Here is a 16,269-nt window from a genome sequence, read left to right as displayed (position 1 = left end):
TTTTAAAAAATACTATTTTAATATTAGTAAAAAAAGAACTACGATATTGTTGCCATGATACTAGCTTTGTAAAAGCTTTGTATCAGGTGAATTTATACACTAAAGATAAGGTTTTTTATAAATTAGGGCAGGTTTCAGGACAAATCAAAAAAGACAGTTCAAGCGAAAAACTTTTATGCACCCCTTACGGTTGCACAATCATATTACTGCAGAAAGTATAAATTAACACTTATATCCACCGTTTTTTCTGCCAGAAATAGCTGTTTCATTAGGTAAACACCTATTTTCGTTGTTAAGTATGATAGCATTTGTAAGAGGCAATTTTATAGACAAAAGCCCAGCCCGTGTAATAGTAGATGTAAACGGGGTTGGGTACGACCTGCACATAAGCCTAAACACGTATAGTTTTATTACAAATAAGGATAGTGGGCTGCTATATACTTACCTCCACCTGTTTGAAAATGGGCAAACTATGTATGGCTTTGCAGAGGTGGCTGAAAAAGAAATGTTCCTGCAATTGATCAGCGTGTCGGGCGTGGGTGCAGCAACAGCAAGGATGATGCTGTCTGGCATGAAGCCGGAAGAAATAACAAGGGCGATAGTACAAGGCAACACTAAGCTGCTAGAAAGCATCAAAGGCATTGGGAAAAAAAGCGCAGAAAGGATAATAGTAGAGTTGAGGGACAAACTGGGCAAACAAGCCTTGGAAAATCCATTAGGGGGCGTTTCGATGGCATCAACAGACAATGACGCCATCACTGCATTGGTTTCTTTGGGCATAGCAAGGCCTATGGCCGAGAACGCAGTAAAAAAAGTAATGCAAACAAACCCTAATATTGCATTGGAAGACATTATTAAACAAGCCCTAAAAAATCTCTGACATTTATTGGAATCATCTCTACTTTAACTAAGGTTTACTCGTTTTGAATCAGTTTATCAGGTCATTATTTTTCTTTTTGTCCCTTGTTCCTGCTTGTTGCCTAAGCAGTAGCACTGCTATGGCACAAGGCAAAGACACCACCGCAAAAAAAGCAAAAGACACTACCCTTGCCAATGCGAAAGACACTGCTATAAAACCGTTTATAGATAGTTCACGTTTTCCACTAGGCGACAGGCGGGGTGATAGGTTTACCTACAGGAACAAAAATAGTTTTGATGTAAACGATACTGCCCTGATAAACCAGAACATAGAATACGACCCAAAGACAAACCAATACTATATAACTGAAAAAGTAGGCGGTAATATATACCGCAAAGCAACTTACCTCACTTTTGAGGAATTTTATGCCTTGCAAAACAGGCTGAACGAAGCTGCCTATTTCAAGCAAAGGTCAGATGCGCTGGCCATGCTGAACAGGAAGGTAAAACGCCCAAACCACAATGTGGTGAGCAGCCTCTACGACAGGATTTTTGGCGCATCGGACAGTGCATCCAACAACCCCATAAATAATATAAAGAAGCAAGCAACAGGGTTGAAAAACAAGGTAAACGGCTTAAAAGACAGTGCTGCAAATGCCCCGGCCAATATTGCGGAGCAACTAAAGAATGCCTTGAAAATAGACATAAAGCCGCAAGGTTCCATCGACATATTAGCAGGCTACCAAGGGCAAAAAACACTAAACCCCACATTGCCCGAGTCGGCTCGCAAAAATGGCGGGTTTGACTTTAACATGAATACCAACTTTAACATGAACGCTAGCATTGGTAATAAATTAAAGCTGCCTATTAGCTACAACACTTTGGCCAATTTCGATTACCTGAACCAGCTAAAGCTGGATTACAAGGGGAAAGACGATGAAATAATTAAAACCATAGAAGCAGGCAATATGTCCTGGCAATCGAAAGGCACATTGATACCTAGTTTCCAGAACCTGTTTGGCTTGAAAACAAAATTGCAGTTTGGCAAGTTTTACTTCACGGCAGCAATTGCCAACCAAAAAAGCCAGCGTCAGACACAGACACTAAAAGGCGGGGCAGCGTCCACCACTTTCCAGAAAAAGCTGGACGACTACGAAGAGAACCGCCACTTTTTATTGGCACAGTACTTCCGCGACAATTACAACACTACCATGGCAAAGCTGCCCGTGGTAAGCAGCCAAGTACAGATACAAAGGATAGAAGTTTGGATTACTAATAAAACGGGTGCTACTACCGATGCCCGCTATGTAGTAGGCTTGGCAGACTTGGGTGAAAAGAACCCTTATAACCCCAGCAATGCAGGGGGTAGCCCTTCTGCTGGCGGTTACCCAGACAATGGGGCCAATGGCCTGTATTCAAAGGTAACGGCTGGTGGCCTACAATCCGATTTCCGTAGCCCATCTAAAGTGAGCCAGCAATTGACTGGCATTAATTTAAAACCTGTAAACGACTATGAAATAACGTTTGCCCGCAAGCTAGCCCCCAGTGAATATTACTTTAACCCACAAGTAGGGTTTATCTCTATCAATTCGCAGTTGCAATCAGACGATGTATTGGGCGTGGCTTATCAATATACTTCTAACGGCAGGGTATATCAAGTAGGTGAATTTAGCCAGGACATTGCCCTAGACACCACCACGCAAAATGCAGGCGTGCAAAAAGTATTGTTTTTGAAACTATTAAAAGCAACATCTGCACGCACGCAATTGCCTATCTGGAACCTGATGATGAAAAACGTGTATTCGTTAGATTTGGCAGGGCTTTCAAGGGAAGATTTCAAGCTGAATGTTTTGTACGATGACCCAAGCGGCGGGCTGAAAAGGTATTTGCCCGAATCATCCCCGGCAACTAGTGGCAAATCGCTGCTAAACGTGCTGAATTTAGATAGGCTGAACAACCGGAACGACCCACAGCCAGACGGCGTGTTCGACTATATTGAAGGTTTCACGGTGCTGTCTCAGCAAGGCAAAATTATTTTTCCTGTGCTGCAACCCTTTGGCAACGACTTACAAACACTTGCGTTTACAGGCGTAAGCCCCATTATTACCAATAAGTATATTTTTCACCAACTGTACGATTCTATAAAGGCCATTGCCCAAACCTACCCAAACCTAGACCGATTTTTGATGCAGGGGCAGGCAAAAGGCACAGGCGGCAGCGAAATTTACCTAGGTGCATTCAACATACCACAAGGATCAGTAAAAGTAACGGGAGGCGGGCAAGTATTGATAGAAGGGGTGGACTATACCATAGACTACAACCTAGGCAGCGTAAAAATATTGAACCAAGCCATCTTAAATTCTGGTGTGCCCGTAAACGTTTCTTACGAGAACAATGGCAATTTTGGCATACAGCAAAGAGGCTTCCTAGGGTTAAGGGCAGACTATATTGCCAATAAAAAATTATCACTAGGTGCTTCGCTTGTACGCTTGAAAGAACGCCCGTTTTTCACAAAAATGGACTATGGCGACGACCCCATTAACAATACCATGTATGGGTTTGACATCAGCTATAGGTCGGAAATGCCTAGTATTACCCGTTTGCTAAACAGGCTGCCATTTTATAAAACAAAAGCACCAAGTTCTATCACTGCTTATGGCGAAGCCGCTTACTTAAAGCCCGGCCATGCCTCGCAGATAGGCAGTGGCGACAACGGCTTGATTTATATTGACGACTTTGAAGGCAGCAGCAGCACACTAGACTTGAGATTCCCGTTAATATCTTGGGCATTGGCTTCTACCCCACAAAGGTTTCCAGAAGCCCAATTAAACGACAGCTTGCCTTATGGCCAAAACAGGGCAAAACTGGCGTGGTACAATATAGAGCCAAATTTACAGGACAAGAACAGCAGCACCAACCCGCTGAAAAGCAACCTGAAAGCCCTTAGCGACCCACGCACACGCTTGGTTTACACCAACGAGTTGTTCCCGCAGCAAACAACTAATATCACCAACACGCAGACAACCACTTTCGACTTAGCGTATTACCCTAAAGACCTAGGGCCATACAACTACGAAAGCGACCCCGGGCAAATTGATGCCAACGGCAAGCTAAAAAACCCTGCCAGCCGCTGGGGAGGAATTATGCGTGCGCTAGACCAAACAGATTTTGAAACAAACAACTTTCAATACATAGAGTTTTGGGTACAGGATCCTTTTATTAAAAACCCAAGCAACAGTACTGGCCAATTGGTGTTCAACCTAGGCAGCGTGAGCGAAGACATTTTGAAAGACGGGCAGCGTTTTTATGAAAATGGCTTGAACACGCCTACCTCGCCTGCCGCAGTTGACAGCATCAGCAGCGTGTGGGGTAAAGTACCCGTGAACCCAATACAGGTAACCCAGGCATTCAGCAACGACCCCAACGACAGGCCTTACCAAGACGTGGGCTTTGATGGGCTGGACGATGCTGGGGAAAGGTCAAAACGCAAGAAATACCTAGACACAATAAAAAATAATTTTGGGGAAACCTCTACTTTTTACAAAAACGCCTTCAATGATCCATCGCACGATGACTATGTATGGTACAGGGATGCTAGCTATGATGCTGCTGGCACCGACATATTAGGCAGGTACAAAAATTACAATAACCCACAGGGCAATTCGCCTATCGCATCTTCCAGCTCACAGTTTTCATCGGCAGCCACGCTGTACCCCGATAATGAGGACTTGAACAAAGACAATACCCTGAACCAAACAGAAGAATACTTCGAATACACGGTAAACCTTTCTAGCAACATGGCAGTAGGCACCACAAAATATGTTACAGATTCACGCCCAGTGCAAGTTACTTATGCTGATGGGGGCACTGGCACTGAAAACTGGTATTTGTTCCGGGTGCCTATTAAGGATTACACAGGCAAAGTAGGGCAGATACCCGATTTTAAGTCTATCCGTTTTATGCGGATGTACATGACTGGCTTTGCAGACTCTGCAGTGCTTCGTTTTGCCAAGCTAGGCCTTGTTCGCAACCAATGGAGGCAATACAACTACACGCTGGACACAAATGGGGTTTATACGCCCTTAGACAGCATCGGCACCACCAACACCACTACTTTCAACACTCTTTCTGTAAACCTGGAAGAAAACAGCAGCCGCAAGCCTGTAAATTATGTGATACCCCCAGGCATAGACAGGGTACAACAACTAAGCAACAACGGCATCAACCTACTGCAAAATGAGCAAGCCATGAGCATGCAGGTATATGGACTGAAAGATGGTCAAGCAAGGGCCACGTTCAAGACCCTGAACCTAGACATACGCTCCTATGGCAAGCTTTCTATGTTTGCACATGCCGAGAGTGTCCTTGGTCAAACAGCATTAAAAGACAGCGACTTGAACTTGGTAGTAAGGATTGGTCAGGATTTTTCCAGCAATTTCTACGAAGTAAAAATACCCTTAAAAATTACGCCCGCAGGCTCTTATAGCAGTGCCAGCAGCAATATTGTATGGCCTGCTGCCAACAACCTCGACTTTAAATTGCAAGACCTAATAAACCTGAAACTAAAAAGGAACAATACCAATGGTACGAGTTTTTCAACCATATACAGGGAGCAGCTACCGGGCGACAATAAAACATATAGTGTTTTAGGCAACCCCAACCTAGGGCAGGTGCAGGGGATATTGGTAGGCGTGGAAAATGCTGCTGGGGGTACCACTTCAGATTTAAGCACAGAGGTATGGATAAATGAACTGCGGCTATCGCAAATACAGGAACAGTCCTCCCACGCAGCTATTGGCCGGGTGGATGTGCAATTGGCAGACCTAGGCAGGCTGTCTGTTTCTGCCAGCAACTATTCGGTAGGATGGGGTACTATTGAGCAAAAAGTAAACGACAGGGCAAAAAATAGCCTTACCACGTTTGATGCTGCACTTACGATAGATGCAGGCAAACTATTGCCCAAAGAAGCCAGGATTTCTTTGCCTGTGTATGCTGGTTACAACAACAGCATCAGTACCCCGCAATACGACCCTTACGACCAGGATGTATTGTATAGTTACAAGCTAAATGCTGCCAAAAACAAAGCTGCAAGAGATTCTATCAAACGAGCATCTGTAGATCAAACCATTGTAAAAACGTTGAACTTTACCAATGTGCGCATATTGCCCAAAGGCAAGCCGCACCTGTGGAGCATCAGCAATTTTGATGCGAGTTTTTCTTACACAAAAACCACCCAAACCAGCCCCACGATATTGGGCAACGACGTAACAAAATACAAAGTAAACGCTGGCTATGTGTTCAATAGCCCTTCCAAATACATTGAACCATTTAAAAAAATCATTAAAAGCCGAAGCCCATGGCTTGCTGTTTTTAAAGACATCAATTTCAATTTAAGGCCATCGCTGGTAAGCGTACGAACAGACATCAACAGGCAGTTTGGGCGGTATATTCCAAGGATTGTAAACACAGACGAAGTTGCGAGCAAAGTAGAAAGAGTAGATACCACTTACGATAAGTACTTTACTTTCGACAGGTTCTACAACCTGCGGTGGGACCTGACACGCAGCGTGAACGCTGATTTTTCTGCTACAAACAATGCACGGGTAGATGAGCCAGACGGCGCACTAAACACGAAAGCCAAGAAAGACACCTTATGGAAAAACTTTTTTGATGGTGGGCGGAATACATATTACTTCCAAAAAACAACACTTGGCTATACCGTGCCATTGAATAAAATACCTGCTTTGGACTGGTTAACTGCCCGCTACAGCTATGGCACTTCCTACGATTGGATTGCTGCAAGCCAAGTTGCCGATAAATTGGGCATTTCACTCGGCAACATCATAGAAAACAGCCAAGATAATACCTTTAATGGCGAGATAGATTTTACCCGGTTATACAGCAAATTCCGTTGGCTAAGGGCAATAGACAACTCGTCTCGGGGCGGGAACAGAGCTGGCAGCCCGTTGAAACCCGACCTTAAAAAAACAGGCTTGTTGAAAGACAAAAAAGGCAACCCAGCCCCTGCCGTGGAAGACAAACAGCCTAAGCCAAACGCACTTGGCATCGTGATAGCAACAAAGGACGAAGTGCTTATGGGCAAAGATGGTAAACAATTGACCGGTAAAAAACGCACGGAAGCATTGCTAAAATGGCGGAAACAAAAAAGGGACTTGCGCATTGCCGAGCGTTTGCAGCGCAATAACAAGCCTGTGGAGCTAAACGGTTTTGAAAAAACCGTAGGCAGGTTCCTGACAATGGTAAAAAGGGTTTCCATTAATTATAATGAGAACTATAAGAGCCGTGTGCCTGGCTACTTGGAAAGTACCCGCATACTGGGCCAGAACTGGAAAACAATGCAGCCAGGGATGGATTATGTATTTGGTAAACAACCAAACCAGGCGTGGCTTGACAGGAAAGGAAGGCAGGGCGTACTCTCCCGTGATAGCAATTTCAATAATTTATACCGTCAAAATTTTGAACAAAAGTTAAGCATCACAGCACAAATAGAACCCATCAGGGATTTGCTTATAGACCTGAATATTGACAAGACATTCAGCAAGGAATATACCGAGTTGTTTAAAGACACCACCTATAGCAATAGCCCCCAGCAGCACCTTAGCCCGTATGCCAGTGGTGGGTTCAACATATCGTACATTGCGTTTGGTACCATGTTTGGTAATACCAACCCCAACGAAGTGTCTGCCACTTTCCGCAGGTTCGAGGCTAACCGTGCCATTATTTCCGATAGAGCGGCAAGGGCTAACCCATATTGGGTGAATTCGGGCAGCAAAAAAGTAGATGGCTATTCAGATGGCTATGGCCGTTACTCACAGGATGTATTAATACCCGCTTTCCTCGCAGCTTATACAAAACAAGACCCGAATAAGATAGCATTAATTAACCAGTCGAACAAAACCATTAAGACCAACCCTTTTGCAGGCATTATACCAAGGCCAAACTGGCGGCTTACTTATACAGGTTTGTCTAAAGTACCTGTGTTAGCCAAGATATTCAATGCCATAACTTTTACGCATGGCTATACAGGCAATTTGAGCATGAACAGCTATACCAGTGCGCTAAACTTTACTGACCCTACACCCTATGGCCAGCCTAGTTTTTACGACACCATCAGCCACAATTATGTGCCGTTTTACTTATTGCCAAACGTAACTATACAAGAAAACTTTGGTCCGTTGATTGGGTTCGACATTACCACCAACAAGCAGGTAAACATTAAGTTTGAATACAAAAAAAGCCGCACGCTAAGCCTAAGCCTTATTGATTACCAATTAAGCGAAACGAATAGCACCGAGATAGTGTTGGGTGCTGGCTATCGGGTAAAAGGGTTCAAACTGCCATTTAGCCTGCCGGGTATGCTAGGCAAAAAGAAACTGGACAACGACATGAGCTTTAGGTTGGATATAGCCAAAAGGAACGATGCCACCAGCAACAGCAGGCTAGACCAAGCCAATGCCTACGGCACAGGCGGGCAAAAAGTACTGACCATACAACCGTCAATCGATTATGTACTAAACAAGCGGGTAAACATAAAACTGTTCTTCGACCAGCGTAGGGTAACACCATACATATCCACCTCGGCTCCTACCATCAGCACCCGTGCGGGCTTGCAGATAAGGGTGAGCTTGGCACCGTAGGGTAGCTACCGTGTACAAAAATCTACAAAAAGATGCTGGGAAACATAAAATCCACTGCATTTAAACCAAAAAAAATAGGCATAGCTTTTGGATTTATTGGTACAAACAAATAAAACATAAAAGTTATGATACGCCACAAAGAAAAACTGAACCCAAATGTGCAAGTAAATTTTAATAAGTCGAAAGAAATGGCTTACTGGGCAAAAAAGCTTAACCTTAATGCAGCCGATTTACAGAAAAAATTCGAAGAGTTTGGCTCTTCCATTAGCCATACTATTGCTTATTACCGCAGGGAAACAAGCAATATGCAGTTTAATTAATTCACGAATCCTGCTAGGCAATTGCAAACACATTAGGTTGCTATTGCTTAGCAGGGTTTATTTTCAAGTAATTGCATGTTTTTATGGGTATGCCAATGGGATATCATAAATTTCCAGAAAGAGCATTACGAAAAGTATGCGATAAAGACTATGCACTATGAATGGTTGATTATTCCAGCTAGTATTTTATTCAAATAAGATAAACCGCTGAAACATCAAATTTTCGCCGCCTCCAGTTTTCTACCCAACTCTTAATTATTTCAAATCAAGTAACAAGTAATAACAAGCTAAATACTACTGCGGTAGTTACCAGACAACTAAAGCAAGAATTTTACAAAAACTGGTGCGCAGTGGAGGCATAAGCACAGCATCACATCTTTTCTTAACTATCCTTTTCCCTTTTCTTCACTGCATTTGTTTTTGGTGGATAGGCAGGCTGCTCCTGTGTATCAGGTTTAAAAACACCCTGTGGTTGTGCGGGAGTCTTTTCGTTGTATCCTTTTTTTACCTGGTCTGGAGTTGTGTTTTTCTTATTGCTTGGCATAAAATAGTATTTTAACCAACTATAAGAAATTTGTGCCAGCAATTTCTTGTCCTAATATTCTTTTATCCCGTCTCAAAATGAAAACAAAACCCCTTTTTTGGGTAAATATTTACACATCCATTTGCGATATGAATGCTGTACTAAAGTAGTAAACAGGTTGGCATGGTATTTTTATTGTGTACTAATAAAATCTATATTATGCGAAGTTTATTATACCTTATTGCAGTAATCCTTGTTATAGGATGGTTAATCGGCGTTTTTGCTTATAGCATTGGTGGGTTGATCCACGTGTTGCTTGTGCTTGCTGTAGTTTCAATTTTGTTGGCAGTTATCAGGAGGGCTGCTGATTAAAATTAAAATTATTATTCAACAACGGGTTTCTTTTATTTTTTGCCGCATTTTTAAAATGCGGTTTTTTTTTTAGCTTTAACCACCAAGAACGAACAAGTATTTACAATGGCAGGGGGATAATGTCCCATCTACTTACGGTTAAAACTTAATTGAAATACAGCCATTTATTAAAGAACTAAAAGCTAAGCATTGTATTTAAGCTTAAACTAAATAAATAATCTACTGCCGAGTTTGTTCTGTTTGCACTGCCATTATAAATAATGATTTTGTTTGCTGCCTTTACTAACCACCCATTTCTATTTGATCGGGTCTATCATTCCTCCCTAAAAGCTTCCTGAAAAGCTTGTCTATGCTGTATGTTAAACTCATAGTTACACACATCGGGCAAACACCAAACCTAAAAAATGTTAACGCCACCTTTTTATACCAAGGCAGATTTACTGGAATAATTGAACAGCTTATTCCGTCTCCTTTATATTCGTTAATGCCCCAAATATTGACTGATTCTTTCATTGTAAATAGATTTTATTTAGTTCCAAAGAAGTGGTAAATGCAAATTGCAATTAATAAAACTGAAGCACTACAAAGTATAATTTTTGTTCTTTTAGTCATAAAACTTAATTTAAAAGGCTATCAATAGTTGTTTTCATTTCATCATCGGAAACAGAGATGCTCAATTGCTTTAGCATTTTGTGGGTTATTGGACTTACGAATGTTACAATGCCAGATACCTCACTCGATTGTTTTTTCCCTTTCACTAATCCACAAGATTGAAGCATTTTACCCATCCCTTTTCTAGCAACGGTTGTAACTGCTTTGTAAATATTTGCATTCTCCAATTCTGTTTTTGATGCTGGTTTTGTGGTGTCATTTGAAAGGTCGTTTATATAAATCTTAACCCCTTTTACCGCATAAGGCATTAGTACTGCCTCGAAACGTTGAGCATTGTCTTTACAAACCATACACCAATTGGCACTGTTTACTACTGCAATCAGTTTTGGGCTTTCTAATTGACTAGCTGATCTTTTGTTTTGGGCATTACAGACTGAACCAATTGCCAATAACATAATGGAAAACATTAACCTGCTTTTTTTCATTGTTTAAATATTTGTTACTTAGATTAATACCTAAACATTTAACCAATCACCCAACCTTTCTAATTATTTTAATATTTGCGAAGGTCAACAATCAACACAGTTACAGAAAAACAAACGTATTATTTTATACTTTTTTGCTTCTTCACTTGTTGAATGCACTTGTATTGTTGGTTGGCAGCGGTATGTTTATTTTTCCAACCCATCTTTTGCATGAGGCTTCCCATGGATTCGTTATAAAAGAAAATGGCTTTTAGGATACGTTGGCAGTTTTCTGTAATATTTTTCATCCAAGAGCTGACTTTCTCTTCCTTTGTTGGCTCATTTTGCAATTCGAATGTAAACGGCTCTACTATTTCTTGTACTTCTGTTAGACTGTGAATGGAACCCAATTTATTATCTCTTAATTTCTTTAACCAAAGGTTTCTTGCGATAGCAAATAGGTATGTTTTAAGTGAAGAGGTAAGAACAAAGTCACGCTCACGAACCTTGTGAAGCAATACAATAATAGCTTCTTGAAAAACATCTTCAGCGTCTTCATTATTTCCAAAGTTTTGTGAGATATAGGTTGCAACAGAAGGAAAATAAAACTGATACAAAACTTCAAAAGAAGCGTTACTTTCATTTTTAAGATTGTCAAGAAGTACTTTGTCTGAAATTGTTTGCATTTGATTATAAAATTATTCAAATATCTATACTTAAAAGATAAAATTATCACCTACGAGGCTTAAATTATTTTGTCTAATTAAATTATTGAAGTGTCAAGTGGGGTAACAAACAACTAAAATATTTCACACAAGAAAGGGCAAGCTATAGGTATAGGCTAAATATCCTTGTACCCTTAGTTTAGCCCATTATGTTCCTTTCGGTTAAATTATATATGAAAACACCTGAGCAACATACTCTACAATTTTTACTTTTTGTTGAAGATTGGGTACAATAAATTACCCGAAAAATTAGTTTTTTAGCCTCAGTTTGCAGTGGAATAATAATTGTGTTTTAAGTTTATAAAATCTATTTTATGGGCAACACGCAAAAATTAAGCACCACCGAAGGCATAAAAAAAATACAGGAACTGGCCACAGATGCCAATGTTTGCCTGTTTGTAACCAATCTTTCCAGCACGCCGTTATCTGCAAGGCCAATGAGCACGCTAGATGTTGACGATGAGGGCAATGTATGGTTTTTCAGTAGGGACAAAAGTGATAAAAATACGGATATAGCCAACGACAACCGTGTACAGCTATTTTATTCCAACAACAGCAGCTCGGAATACCTCAGCATTTATGGTGAAGCGGAAATAACCACGGATAAAGAAAAAATAAAAGCCTTGTGGACACCTATTGCCAAGGCATGGTTTACCGAAGGCGAAGACGACCCAAGCATCACTGCCATAAAAGTAAAACCCATTGATGCCTACTATTGGGACACAAAAAACAACAAACTGATTTCAGTAATTCAGATAGCTATCAGTACCCTTACTGGCAAAACAATGGATGGAGGTATAGAAGGCGAAATAAAATTGTAGGCATACCTGACCCTAGCACTATCCAAAGTGAGGGGTGCATGAAAAATGGCGAATTGTACGGATTATGCCATAGCGTTTTTGATTAAGTAAAGGGATGTAAAATTTGGCAGGAAACTTGAATTTTAAACAATAAAAACAAAGCAATGAAAAAACTAAATCTGTTACCCATTTTAATGGCAGCATTGGGCTGCATGTTTACCCTAAGTTCCTGCGCAGTTATTGGCGGTATTTTTAAAGCTGGTGTATGGAGCGGGATATTTTTGGTAGTGTTCGTAATAGCTATAATTATTTTTATCATTTCAAAAGCTAGTGGCGGTGGAAACAAATAATCCAACCTTTTTACATCACTTTAAAAATTGAAAACATGCAAAATAATGAAATGACAACGTTAAGCACCGTAATGGAAAAACTGCGTTGCGACAAAATGGATAATGAATTCCGCTGGGGCCCAGATGGTTTCCATGCCAACAAAGGCAAAAACTATGCTCCTGAAGACTTGAAGATAATTAAAACCTATCGCTTTGAGGGCGATTCGGATCCTTCGGAGTCTTCTATATTGTACCTTATAGAAGCCAATGATGGGCTGGTGGGTTATAGCCTAGATGCTTATGGGTTATACAGCAACCATGAAGATGAGGAAGGGTACGACAATTTCATCCGCTTGATACCACAAACCAACCACGAAGGGCAATTGCTGTTTGAAGTATAGTTAATCTAATGCTTAATCTAACCACCAATGCACGAAAACACAAAGAAGCATAAAGGTTTGAATCTAGCAAAAAGGAAAGAAAATAATTGTTATTTTCTTTCCTTTTTGCCACTTCGATTCTTCGTGCCTTTGTGGCAAAAAATACCATTCTAGCCTATTAGCTATTTTTCTTTTTAGGCACTTTTGCGCCTTCGGCCCTTGCTTCTGAAAGCCCAATGGCAATAGCTTGCTTGAGGCTTGTTACTTTTTTGCCAGCGCTTGTTTTTAGCGTGCCTTCGTTTCTTTCGTGCATCGCTTTTTCTACTTTTTTACTTGCTTTCTCGGGATACTTTGCCATGGTATTTTTATTTACCTAGATAAAAATCTATGCCAACGCTTAATTAACGTTGTCAAAATAACTTTCACCAACCACTTTCATTTTTAAAAGGATGTTTAACCGCAAAGTTTGCAAAGCCATTAAACGCAAAGAAGGCGCAAAGGGAAGTAAAAAAAGTTAAACCCGGATTTTGCAGTTGAAATCTATTGCAAGCCTCAACTACTTCAAACACAAGCATTTGCTTGATTTTTTGGCCTTGCCATAGTTCACTATGTTTTCGACCAAAAATTCGACTCAAATACTTGTCTTTATTGCATTTGAACCTTTCATAACGAAGTCAACTGCAAAATCCGGGTTAAAACGCTTCGCTTAAAGGATGCAAAGAATATTGCAGCTGCGCTAACTAAATGAAAAAAGTCCTATTCGGAAATGGGAAAACTATTTTGAAATAATCCCTAATTCATAATGATTTGCTTTATGCCGTAAAAAATCTACATAAATGTAAATAGTCATAATTGCCAATACTTAAAATGTAGAAATAAAATCACCTTTTATATATCACTTTTAAATGGCACTATTTTTTAACACAATAGTAGTATAAAAACAAATTAAATATGAAATCGACAATTTTAAACCTACTTCTCGTAGGCACGATTGCTATTACAAGTTCTTGCGGCAATAACGACACAGACAGCAAGAAAATAGCAACAGATGATAACAAGACAAAGGAAAAGGTGGATTCCTCTTCAACTGTGCCTGCTAATGATTCGAAATTTGCAGTTAATGTTGCCGATGACGGCATGATGGAAGTGCAATTGGCCAAGCTGGCTTTGATGAACAGTTCTTCCACTAAAGTGAAAAAATTTGCACAGCAGATGGTTGATGACCACGGGAAAGCAAACAGCGAATTAAAAACGCTGGCTACAGCTAAAAACATCACTTTGCCTGACTCTATCAGCAACAAAAACAAAGACAAGTACATCGACATGGCAAAAAAGAAAGGTAGCGATTTTGACAAAGCCTATACAAGTGCCATGGTAGGTGCCCATAAAGATGCAATTGACGCATTTACAAAAGAAGCAGATAAAGGAACAGATCCTGATTTGAAAAGCTGGGCAGGAGGGAAATTATCTACGTTGGAACATCATTTGATGATGGCCCAAGCCAATGATTCTTTGATAAACAAACAAAAAATGTAAGTAAAACCACAATAACAAAATAAGAGGGCATCATGCAAAATCATGATGCCCCTCTTATTTTGTGGCAGAGGCAAAAAACATAATCGCCATAATTGGCATTTGCTGTATTATCCGTACAAAAATTTCCACAAAAAAATAGCACTAAATTTTCAAAAGCCTCTAACAGGTCTAATTAAAAAATGGCATGGATTTTTAATTACTATTTGTAAATAAAAAAACGAATTATGATAACCACAGACACCACCACAGAAATCTTAAACGATCTTGTAGCTATTAACAACGATCGTATTGAAGGCTACAAACATGCCTTGAAAGAATTGACAGATGCCGATGCAGACTTGAAAGCATTGTTCCTGTCGATGATTGACGAAAGCCATAATAATAAAATGGCACTGGGTACCGAAATAGAAGTATATGGTGGCACTATTGAAAGCGGCACTACCGTTTCTGGTAAAATTTACCGGGCATGGATGGATGTAAGAGGGGTTTTCAGCACTGACAACAGGCAGGCAATTTTAGGCTCTTGCGAAGAAGGCGAAGATGCTGCCCAAAAAGCTTACAGCGAAGCCATAGAAGAAGCAGAGATGCCTAGCTATATACGTGAGATGCTTGCAGAACAAAAAGATAAATTGAAGGCATCGCACGATGAAATAAAAGCACTTAGGGATGCTAGTGCTACCGTATAACTTCATCTGTAAAAAACAATCATGAAAAAGGAATATTTTAGCAGTAGCAATTTTGCGTATAAAACAAGTTTACTTGCTGTTTTTTCGCTGGCAAGCCTGCGTGGTTTTTGTGAAAGCAATAAACCAAAAGTTGATTTTAATGAGACAGAAGTGGGTTATTGGCTTAGCCTTCATTGGTCTGCGGTAATAATAGTCATTGCTGTTTTAATAGTCGGTGTAATTTTGGTAAACAGTGGTGCCAGAAGGCGTACCATTACTACCGTTACCGACTCTGCAGGCAATGTGCGGAAAAGTATTAGCGAAACCGAGGAGTGATAAATAAGCTCAATCATGATAAATAAAAATGGTAAATAACTTTTAAAAGTTATTTACCATTTTTATTGGAATTAATAGGCTTTGCCCTTGTTGCCAGAAACGCTTTCTATCCAGGTTTTTATATGCTCCTTGCTCCGGTTCATTTTTACTGCAAGCCTTTCAACCAGCTCATTATCCTTGCCAGGCGTATATTCAAGATCCTCATCAGTAAGATCTATATTAGTTTCCTTTAGCTTGTCTTTTACTTCTTCCCATGATGCTTCTAACTTTAATTGATTAGCCATATACTAATTTTGAGTGTTTTTATAAATAGTCATTAATATCACGCTTTCTTTCAAAGCATAAATGCTGTGGACAATATTGGGTTGTATAACAGCCATTTTATCTTCGCATAGTTCAAATGCATCACTTTCTGTGCTTACATTTACTTTCCCTTCTATTACTTGCAGCGAGGCAACGCCGTTTACCTCTATATCGCTCATCGTAACTTCATCGTGTAAGGCAACTAAAACAATGGTAACGCCTTGGGTTTTAAAAAGCGTTATCGCATTCCGGTCTTTTTTATCCCATGTTTGTTCATCTTTTAGCTCTGTTATCCTTTCTTCAATATTTGTAACTACATAAGGTGCTTCAATTGTCCGTTCGCCATCCGGCCGGTTATGGGTGGCATCATTATTTTTCATAGTTCCAT

General features: G+C 40.3%; 17 protein-coding genes. 10 read left to right on the top strand and 7 right to left on the bottom strand.

What is annotated here, in order from left to right:
• Window positions 1-298: 298 nt before the first annotated feature.
• The 3 genes from ruvA (at window position 299) to ACHFIY_RS08770 (ending at window position 8,836) form a co-directional block, all read left to right on the top strand.
• Complete coding sequence (ruvA, locus tag ACHFIY_RS08780; protein ID WP_410845706.1) at window positions 299-880, top strand: Holliday junction branch migration protein RuvA; 582 nt, start codon at window positions 299-301, stop codon at window positions 878-880.
• Between the two features lie 43 nt (window positions 881-923).
• A complete protein-coding gene (sov, locus tag ACHFIY_RS08775; RefSeq protein ID WP_410845705.1) occupies window positions 924-8,516 on the top strand; it encodes a T9SS outer membrane translocon Sov/SprA in 7,593 nt (2,530 codons plus the stop codon).
• A 125-nt stretch (window positions 8,517-8,641) separates the two neighbouring features.
• On the top strand, window positions 8,642-8,836 hold the full coding sequence (locus tag ACHFIY_RS08770) for a hypothetical protein (RefSeq protein WP_410845704.1): 195 nt from the start codon (window positions 8,642-8,644) through the stop codon (window positions 8,834-8,836).
• A 382-nt stretch (window positions 8,837-9,218) separates the two neighbouring features.
• Here the strand turns inward: ACHFIY_RS08770 and ACHFIY_RS08765 are convergent, their stop codons facing one another.
• Window positions 9,219-9,380, bottom strand: coding sequence for a hypothetical protein (locus ACHFIY_RS08765; protein ID WP_410845703.1), 162 nt, complete (start codon window positions 9,378-9,380; stop codon window positions 9,219-9,221).
• Between the two features lie 198 nt (window positions 9,381-9,578).
• Between ACHFIY_RS08765 and ACHFIY_RS08760 the strand changes: the two genes are divergently transcribed.
• Window positions 9,579-9,731: a lmo0937 family membrane protein gene (locus tag ACHFIY_RS08760; RefSeq protein ID WP_410845702.1), complete on the top strand. Its 153-nt coding sequence runs from the start codon at window positions 9,579-9,581 to the stop codon at window positions 9,729-9,731.
• Window positions 9,732-10,013: 282 nt separating this feature from the next.
• Here the strand turns inward: ACHFIY_RS08760 and ACHFIY_RS08755 are convergent, their stop codons facing one another.
• From ACHFIY_RS08755 to ACHFIY_RS08745, 3 genes are all read right to left on the bottom strand, one after another.
• Window positions 10,014-10,244 (bottom strand): hypothetical protein, encoded by a 231-nt coding sequence (locus ACHFIY_RS08755; RefSeq protein ID WP_410845701.1) that lies wholly within the window; start codon window positions 10,242-10,244, stop codon window positions 10,014-10,016.
• Window positions 10,245-10,348: 104 nt separating this feature from the next.
• A complete protein-coding gene (locus ACHFIY_RS08750) occupies window positions 10,349-10,828 on the bottom strand; it encodes a hypothetical protein (protein ID WP_410845700.1) in 480 nt (159 codons plus the stop codon).
• A gap of 119 nt (window positions 10,829-10,947) precedes the next feature.
• Entirely contained in the window at window positions 10,948-11,493 is a 546-nt protein-coding gene (locus ACHFIY_RS08745) for an RNA polymerase sigma factor (RefSeq protein WP_410845699.1), read from the bottom strand.
• A 353-nt stretch (window positions 11,494-11,846) separates the two neighbouring features.
• On the opposite strand from ACHFIY_RS08745, the gene ACHFIY_RS08740 reads away from it, so the two are divergent.
• From ACHFIY_RS08740 to ACHFIY_RS08730, 3 genes are all read left to right on the top strand, one after another.
• Window positions 11,847-12,353 carry a pyridoxamine 5'-phosphate oxidase family protein gene (locus ACHFIY_RS08740; RefSeq protein WP_410845698.1) on the top strand — a complete coding sequence of 169 codons (507 nt, stop codon included), beginning with the start codon at window positions 11,847-11,849 and terminating at the stop codon, window positions 12,351-12,353.
• A 143-nt stretch (window positions 12,354-12,496) separates the two neighbouring features.
• Window positions 12,497-12,682 carry a phosphatidate cytidylyltransferase gene (locus ACHFIY_RS08735; protein ID WP_410845697.1) on the top strand — a complete coding sequence of 62 codons (186 nt, stop codon included), beginning with the start codon at window positions 12,497-12,499 and terminating at the stop codon, window positions 12,680-12,682.
• A gap of 35 nt (window positions 12,683-12,717) precedes the next feature.
• A complete protein-coding gene (locus ACHFIY_RS08730) occupies window positions 12,718-13,062 on the top strand; it encodes a hypothetical protein (RefSeq protein ID WP_410845696.1) in 345 nt (114 codons plus the stop codon).
• 157 nt (window positions 13,063-13,219) lie between these two features.
• Here ACHFIY_RS08730 and ACHFIY_RS08725 read toward each other — a convergent pair whose 3' ends face one another.
• The gene (locus ACHFIY_RS08725; RefSeq protein ID WP_410845695.1) at window positions 13,220-13,399 is read right to left on the bottom strand and encodes a DUF6496 domain-containing protein; all 180 of its coding nucleotides are present in this window, start codon (window positions 13,397-13,399) and stop codon (window positions 13,220-13,222) included.
• A gap of 593 nt (window positions 13,400-13,992) precedes the next feature.
• Here ACHFIY_RS08725 and ACHFIY_RS08720 point away from each other — a divergent pair.
• The 3 genes from ACHFIY_RS08720 to ACHFIY_RS08710 all read left to right on the top strand — a co-directional run bounded on the left by ACHFIY_RS08720 (window position 13,993) and on the right by ACHFIY_RS08710 (window position 15,578).
• Window positions 13,993-14,577: a DUF4142 domain-containing protein gene (locus ACHFIY_RS08720; protein WP_410845694.1), complete on the top strand. Its 585-nt coding sequence runs from the start codon at window positions 13,993-13,995 to the stop codon at window positions 14,575-14,577.
• A 224-nt stretch (window positions 14,578-14,801) separates the two neighbouring features.
• Window positions 14,802-15,263, top strand: coding sequence for a PA2169 family four-helix-bundle protein (locus ACHFIY_RS08715; RefSeq protein WP_410845693.1), 462 nt, complete (start codon window positions 14,802-14,804; stop codon window positions 15,261-15,263).
• A 21-nt stretch (window positions 15,264-15,284) separates the two neighbouring features.
• Window positions 15,285-15,578, top strand: coding sequence for a hypothetical protein (locus ACHFIY_RS08710; protein WP_410845692.1), 294 nt, complete (start codon window positions 15,285-15,287; stop codon window positions 15,576-15,578).
• Window positions 15,579-15,649: 71 nt separating this feature from the next.
• Here the strand turns inward: ACHFIY_RS08710 and ACHFIY_RS08705 are convergent, their stop codons facing one another.
• Together ACHFIY_RS08705 and ACHFIY_RS08700 are read right to left on the bottom strand one after the other, a co-directional pair.
• Window positions 15,650-15,862, bottom strand: a complete 213-nt coding sequence (locus ACHFIY_RS08705) for a general stress protein CsbD (protein ID WP_410845691.1) — start codon at window positions 15,860-15,862, stop codon at window positions 15,650-15,652.
• Window positions 15,863-15,865: 3 nt separating this feature from the next.
• Entirely contained in the window at window positions 15,866-16,261 is a 396-nt protein-coding gene (locus ACHFIY_RS08700; RefSeq protein WP_410845690.1) for a cupin domain-containing protein, read from the bottom strand.
• Window positions 16,262-16,269: the final 8 nt, after the last annotated feature.

The sequence above is a fragment of the Parasediminibacterium schistidii genome, from assembly GCF_046546515.1.
Taxonomy (GTDB): domain Bacteria; phylum Bacteroidota; class Bacteroidia; order Chitinophagales; family Chitinophagaceae; genus Parasediminibacterium.
This window is presented reverse-complemented; position numbering and strand designations above follow the sequence as displayed.

Excerpts from the sequence above, each read along its gene's own strand:
- ACHFIY_RS08750 (WP_410845700.1), bottom strand. The coding sequence starts at position 10,828 with ATGAAAAAAAGCAGGTTAATGTTTTCCATTATGTTATTGGCAATTGGT.
- ACHFIY_RS08730 (WP_410845696.1), top strand. The coding sequence starts at position 12,718 with ATGCAAAATAATGAAATGACAACGTTAAGCACCGTAATGGAAAAACTG.
- ACHFIY_RS08720 (WP_410845694.1), top strand. The coding sequence starts at position 13,993 with ATGAAATCGACAATTTTAAACCTACTTCTCGTAGGCACGATTGCTATT.
- ACHFIY_RS08755 (WP_410845701.1), bottom strand. The coding sequence starts at position 10,244 with ATGAAAGAATCAGTCAATATTTGGGGCATTAACGAATATAAAGGAGAC.
- ACHFIY_RS08745 (WP_410845699.1), bottom strand. The coding sequence starts at position 11,493 with ATGCAAACAATTTCAGACAAAGTACTTCTTGACAATCTTAAAAATGAA.
- ACHFIY_RS08760 (WP_410845702.1), top strand. The coding sequence starts at position 9,579 with ATGCGAAGTTTATTATACCTTATTGCAGTAATCCTTGTTATAGGATGG.
- ACHFIY_RS08715 (WP_410845693.1), top strand. The coding sequence starts at position 14,802 with ATGATAACCACAGACACCACCACAGAAATCTTAAACGATCTTGTAGCT.
- ACHFIY_RS08735 (WP_410845697.1), top strand. The coding sequence starts at position 12,497 with ATGAAAAAACTAAATCTGTTACCCATTTTAATGGCAGCATTGGGCTGC.
- ACHFIY_RS08740 (WP_410845698.1), top strand. The coding sequence starts at position 11,847 with ATGGGCAACACGCAAAAATTAAGCACCACCGAAGGCATAAAAAAAATA.
- ACHFIY_RS08765 (WP_410845703.1), bottom strand. The coding sequence starts at position 9,380 with ATGCCAAGCAATAAGAAAAACACAACTCCAGACCAGGTAAAAAAAGGA.
- ACHFIY_RS08700 (WP_410845690.1), bottom strand. The coding sequence starts at position 16,261 with ATGAAAAATAATGATGCCACCCATAACCGGCCGGATGGCGAACGGACA.
- ruvA (WP_410845706.1), top strand. The coding sequence starts at position 299 with ATGATAGCATTTGTAAGAGGCAATTTTATAGACAAAAGCCCAGCCCGT.
- ACHFIY_RS08725 (WP_410845695.1), bottom strand. The coding sequence starts at position 13,399 with ATGGCAAAGTATCCCGAGAAAGCAAGTAAAAAAGTAGAAAAAGCGATG.
- ACHFIY_RS08770 (WP_410845704.1), top strand. The coding sequence starts at position 8,642 with ATGATACGCCACAAAGAAAAACTGAACCCAAATGTGCAAGTAAATTTT.
- ACHFIY_RS08710 (WP_410845692.1), top strand. The coding sequence starts at position 15,285 with ATGAAAAAGGAATATTTTAGCAGTAGCAATTTTGCGTATAAAACAAGT.
- ACHFIY_RS08705 (WP_410845691.1), bottom strand. The coding sequence starts at position 15,862 with ATGGCTAATCAATTAAAGTTAGAAGCATCATGGGAAGAAGTAAAAGAC.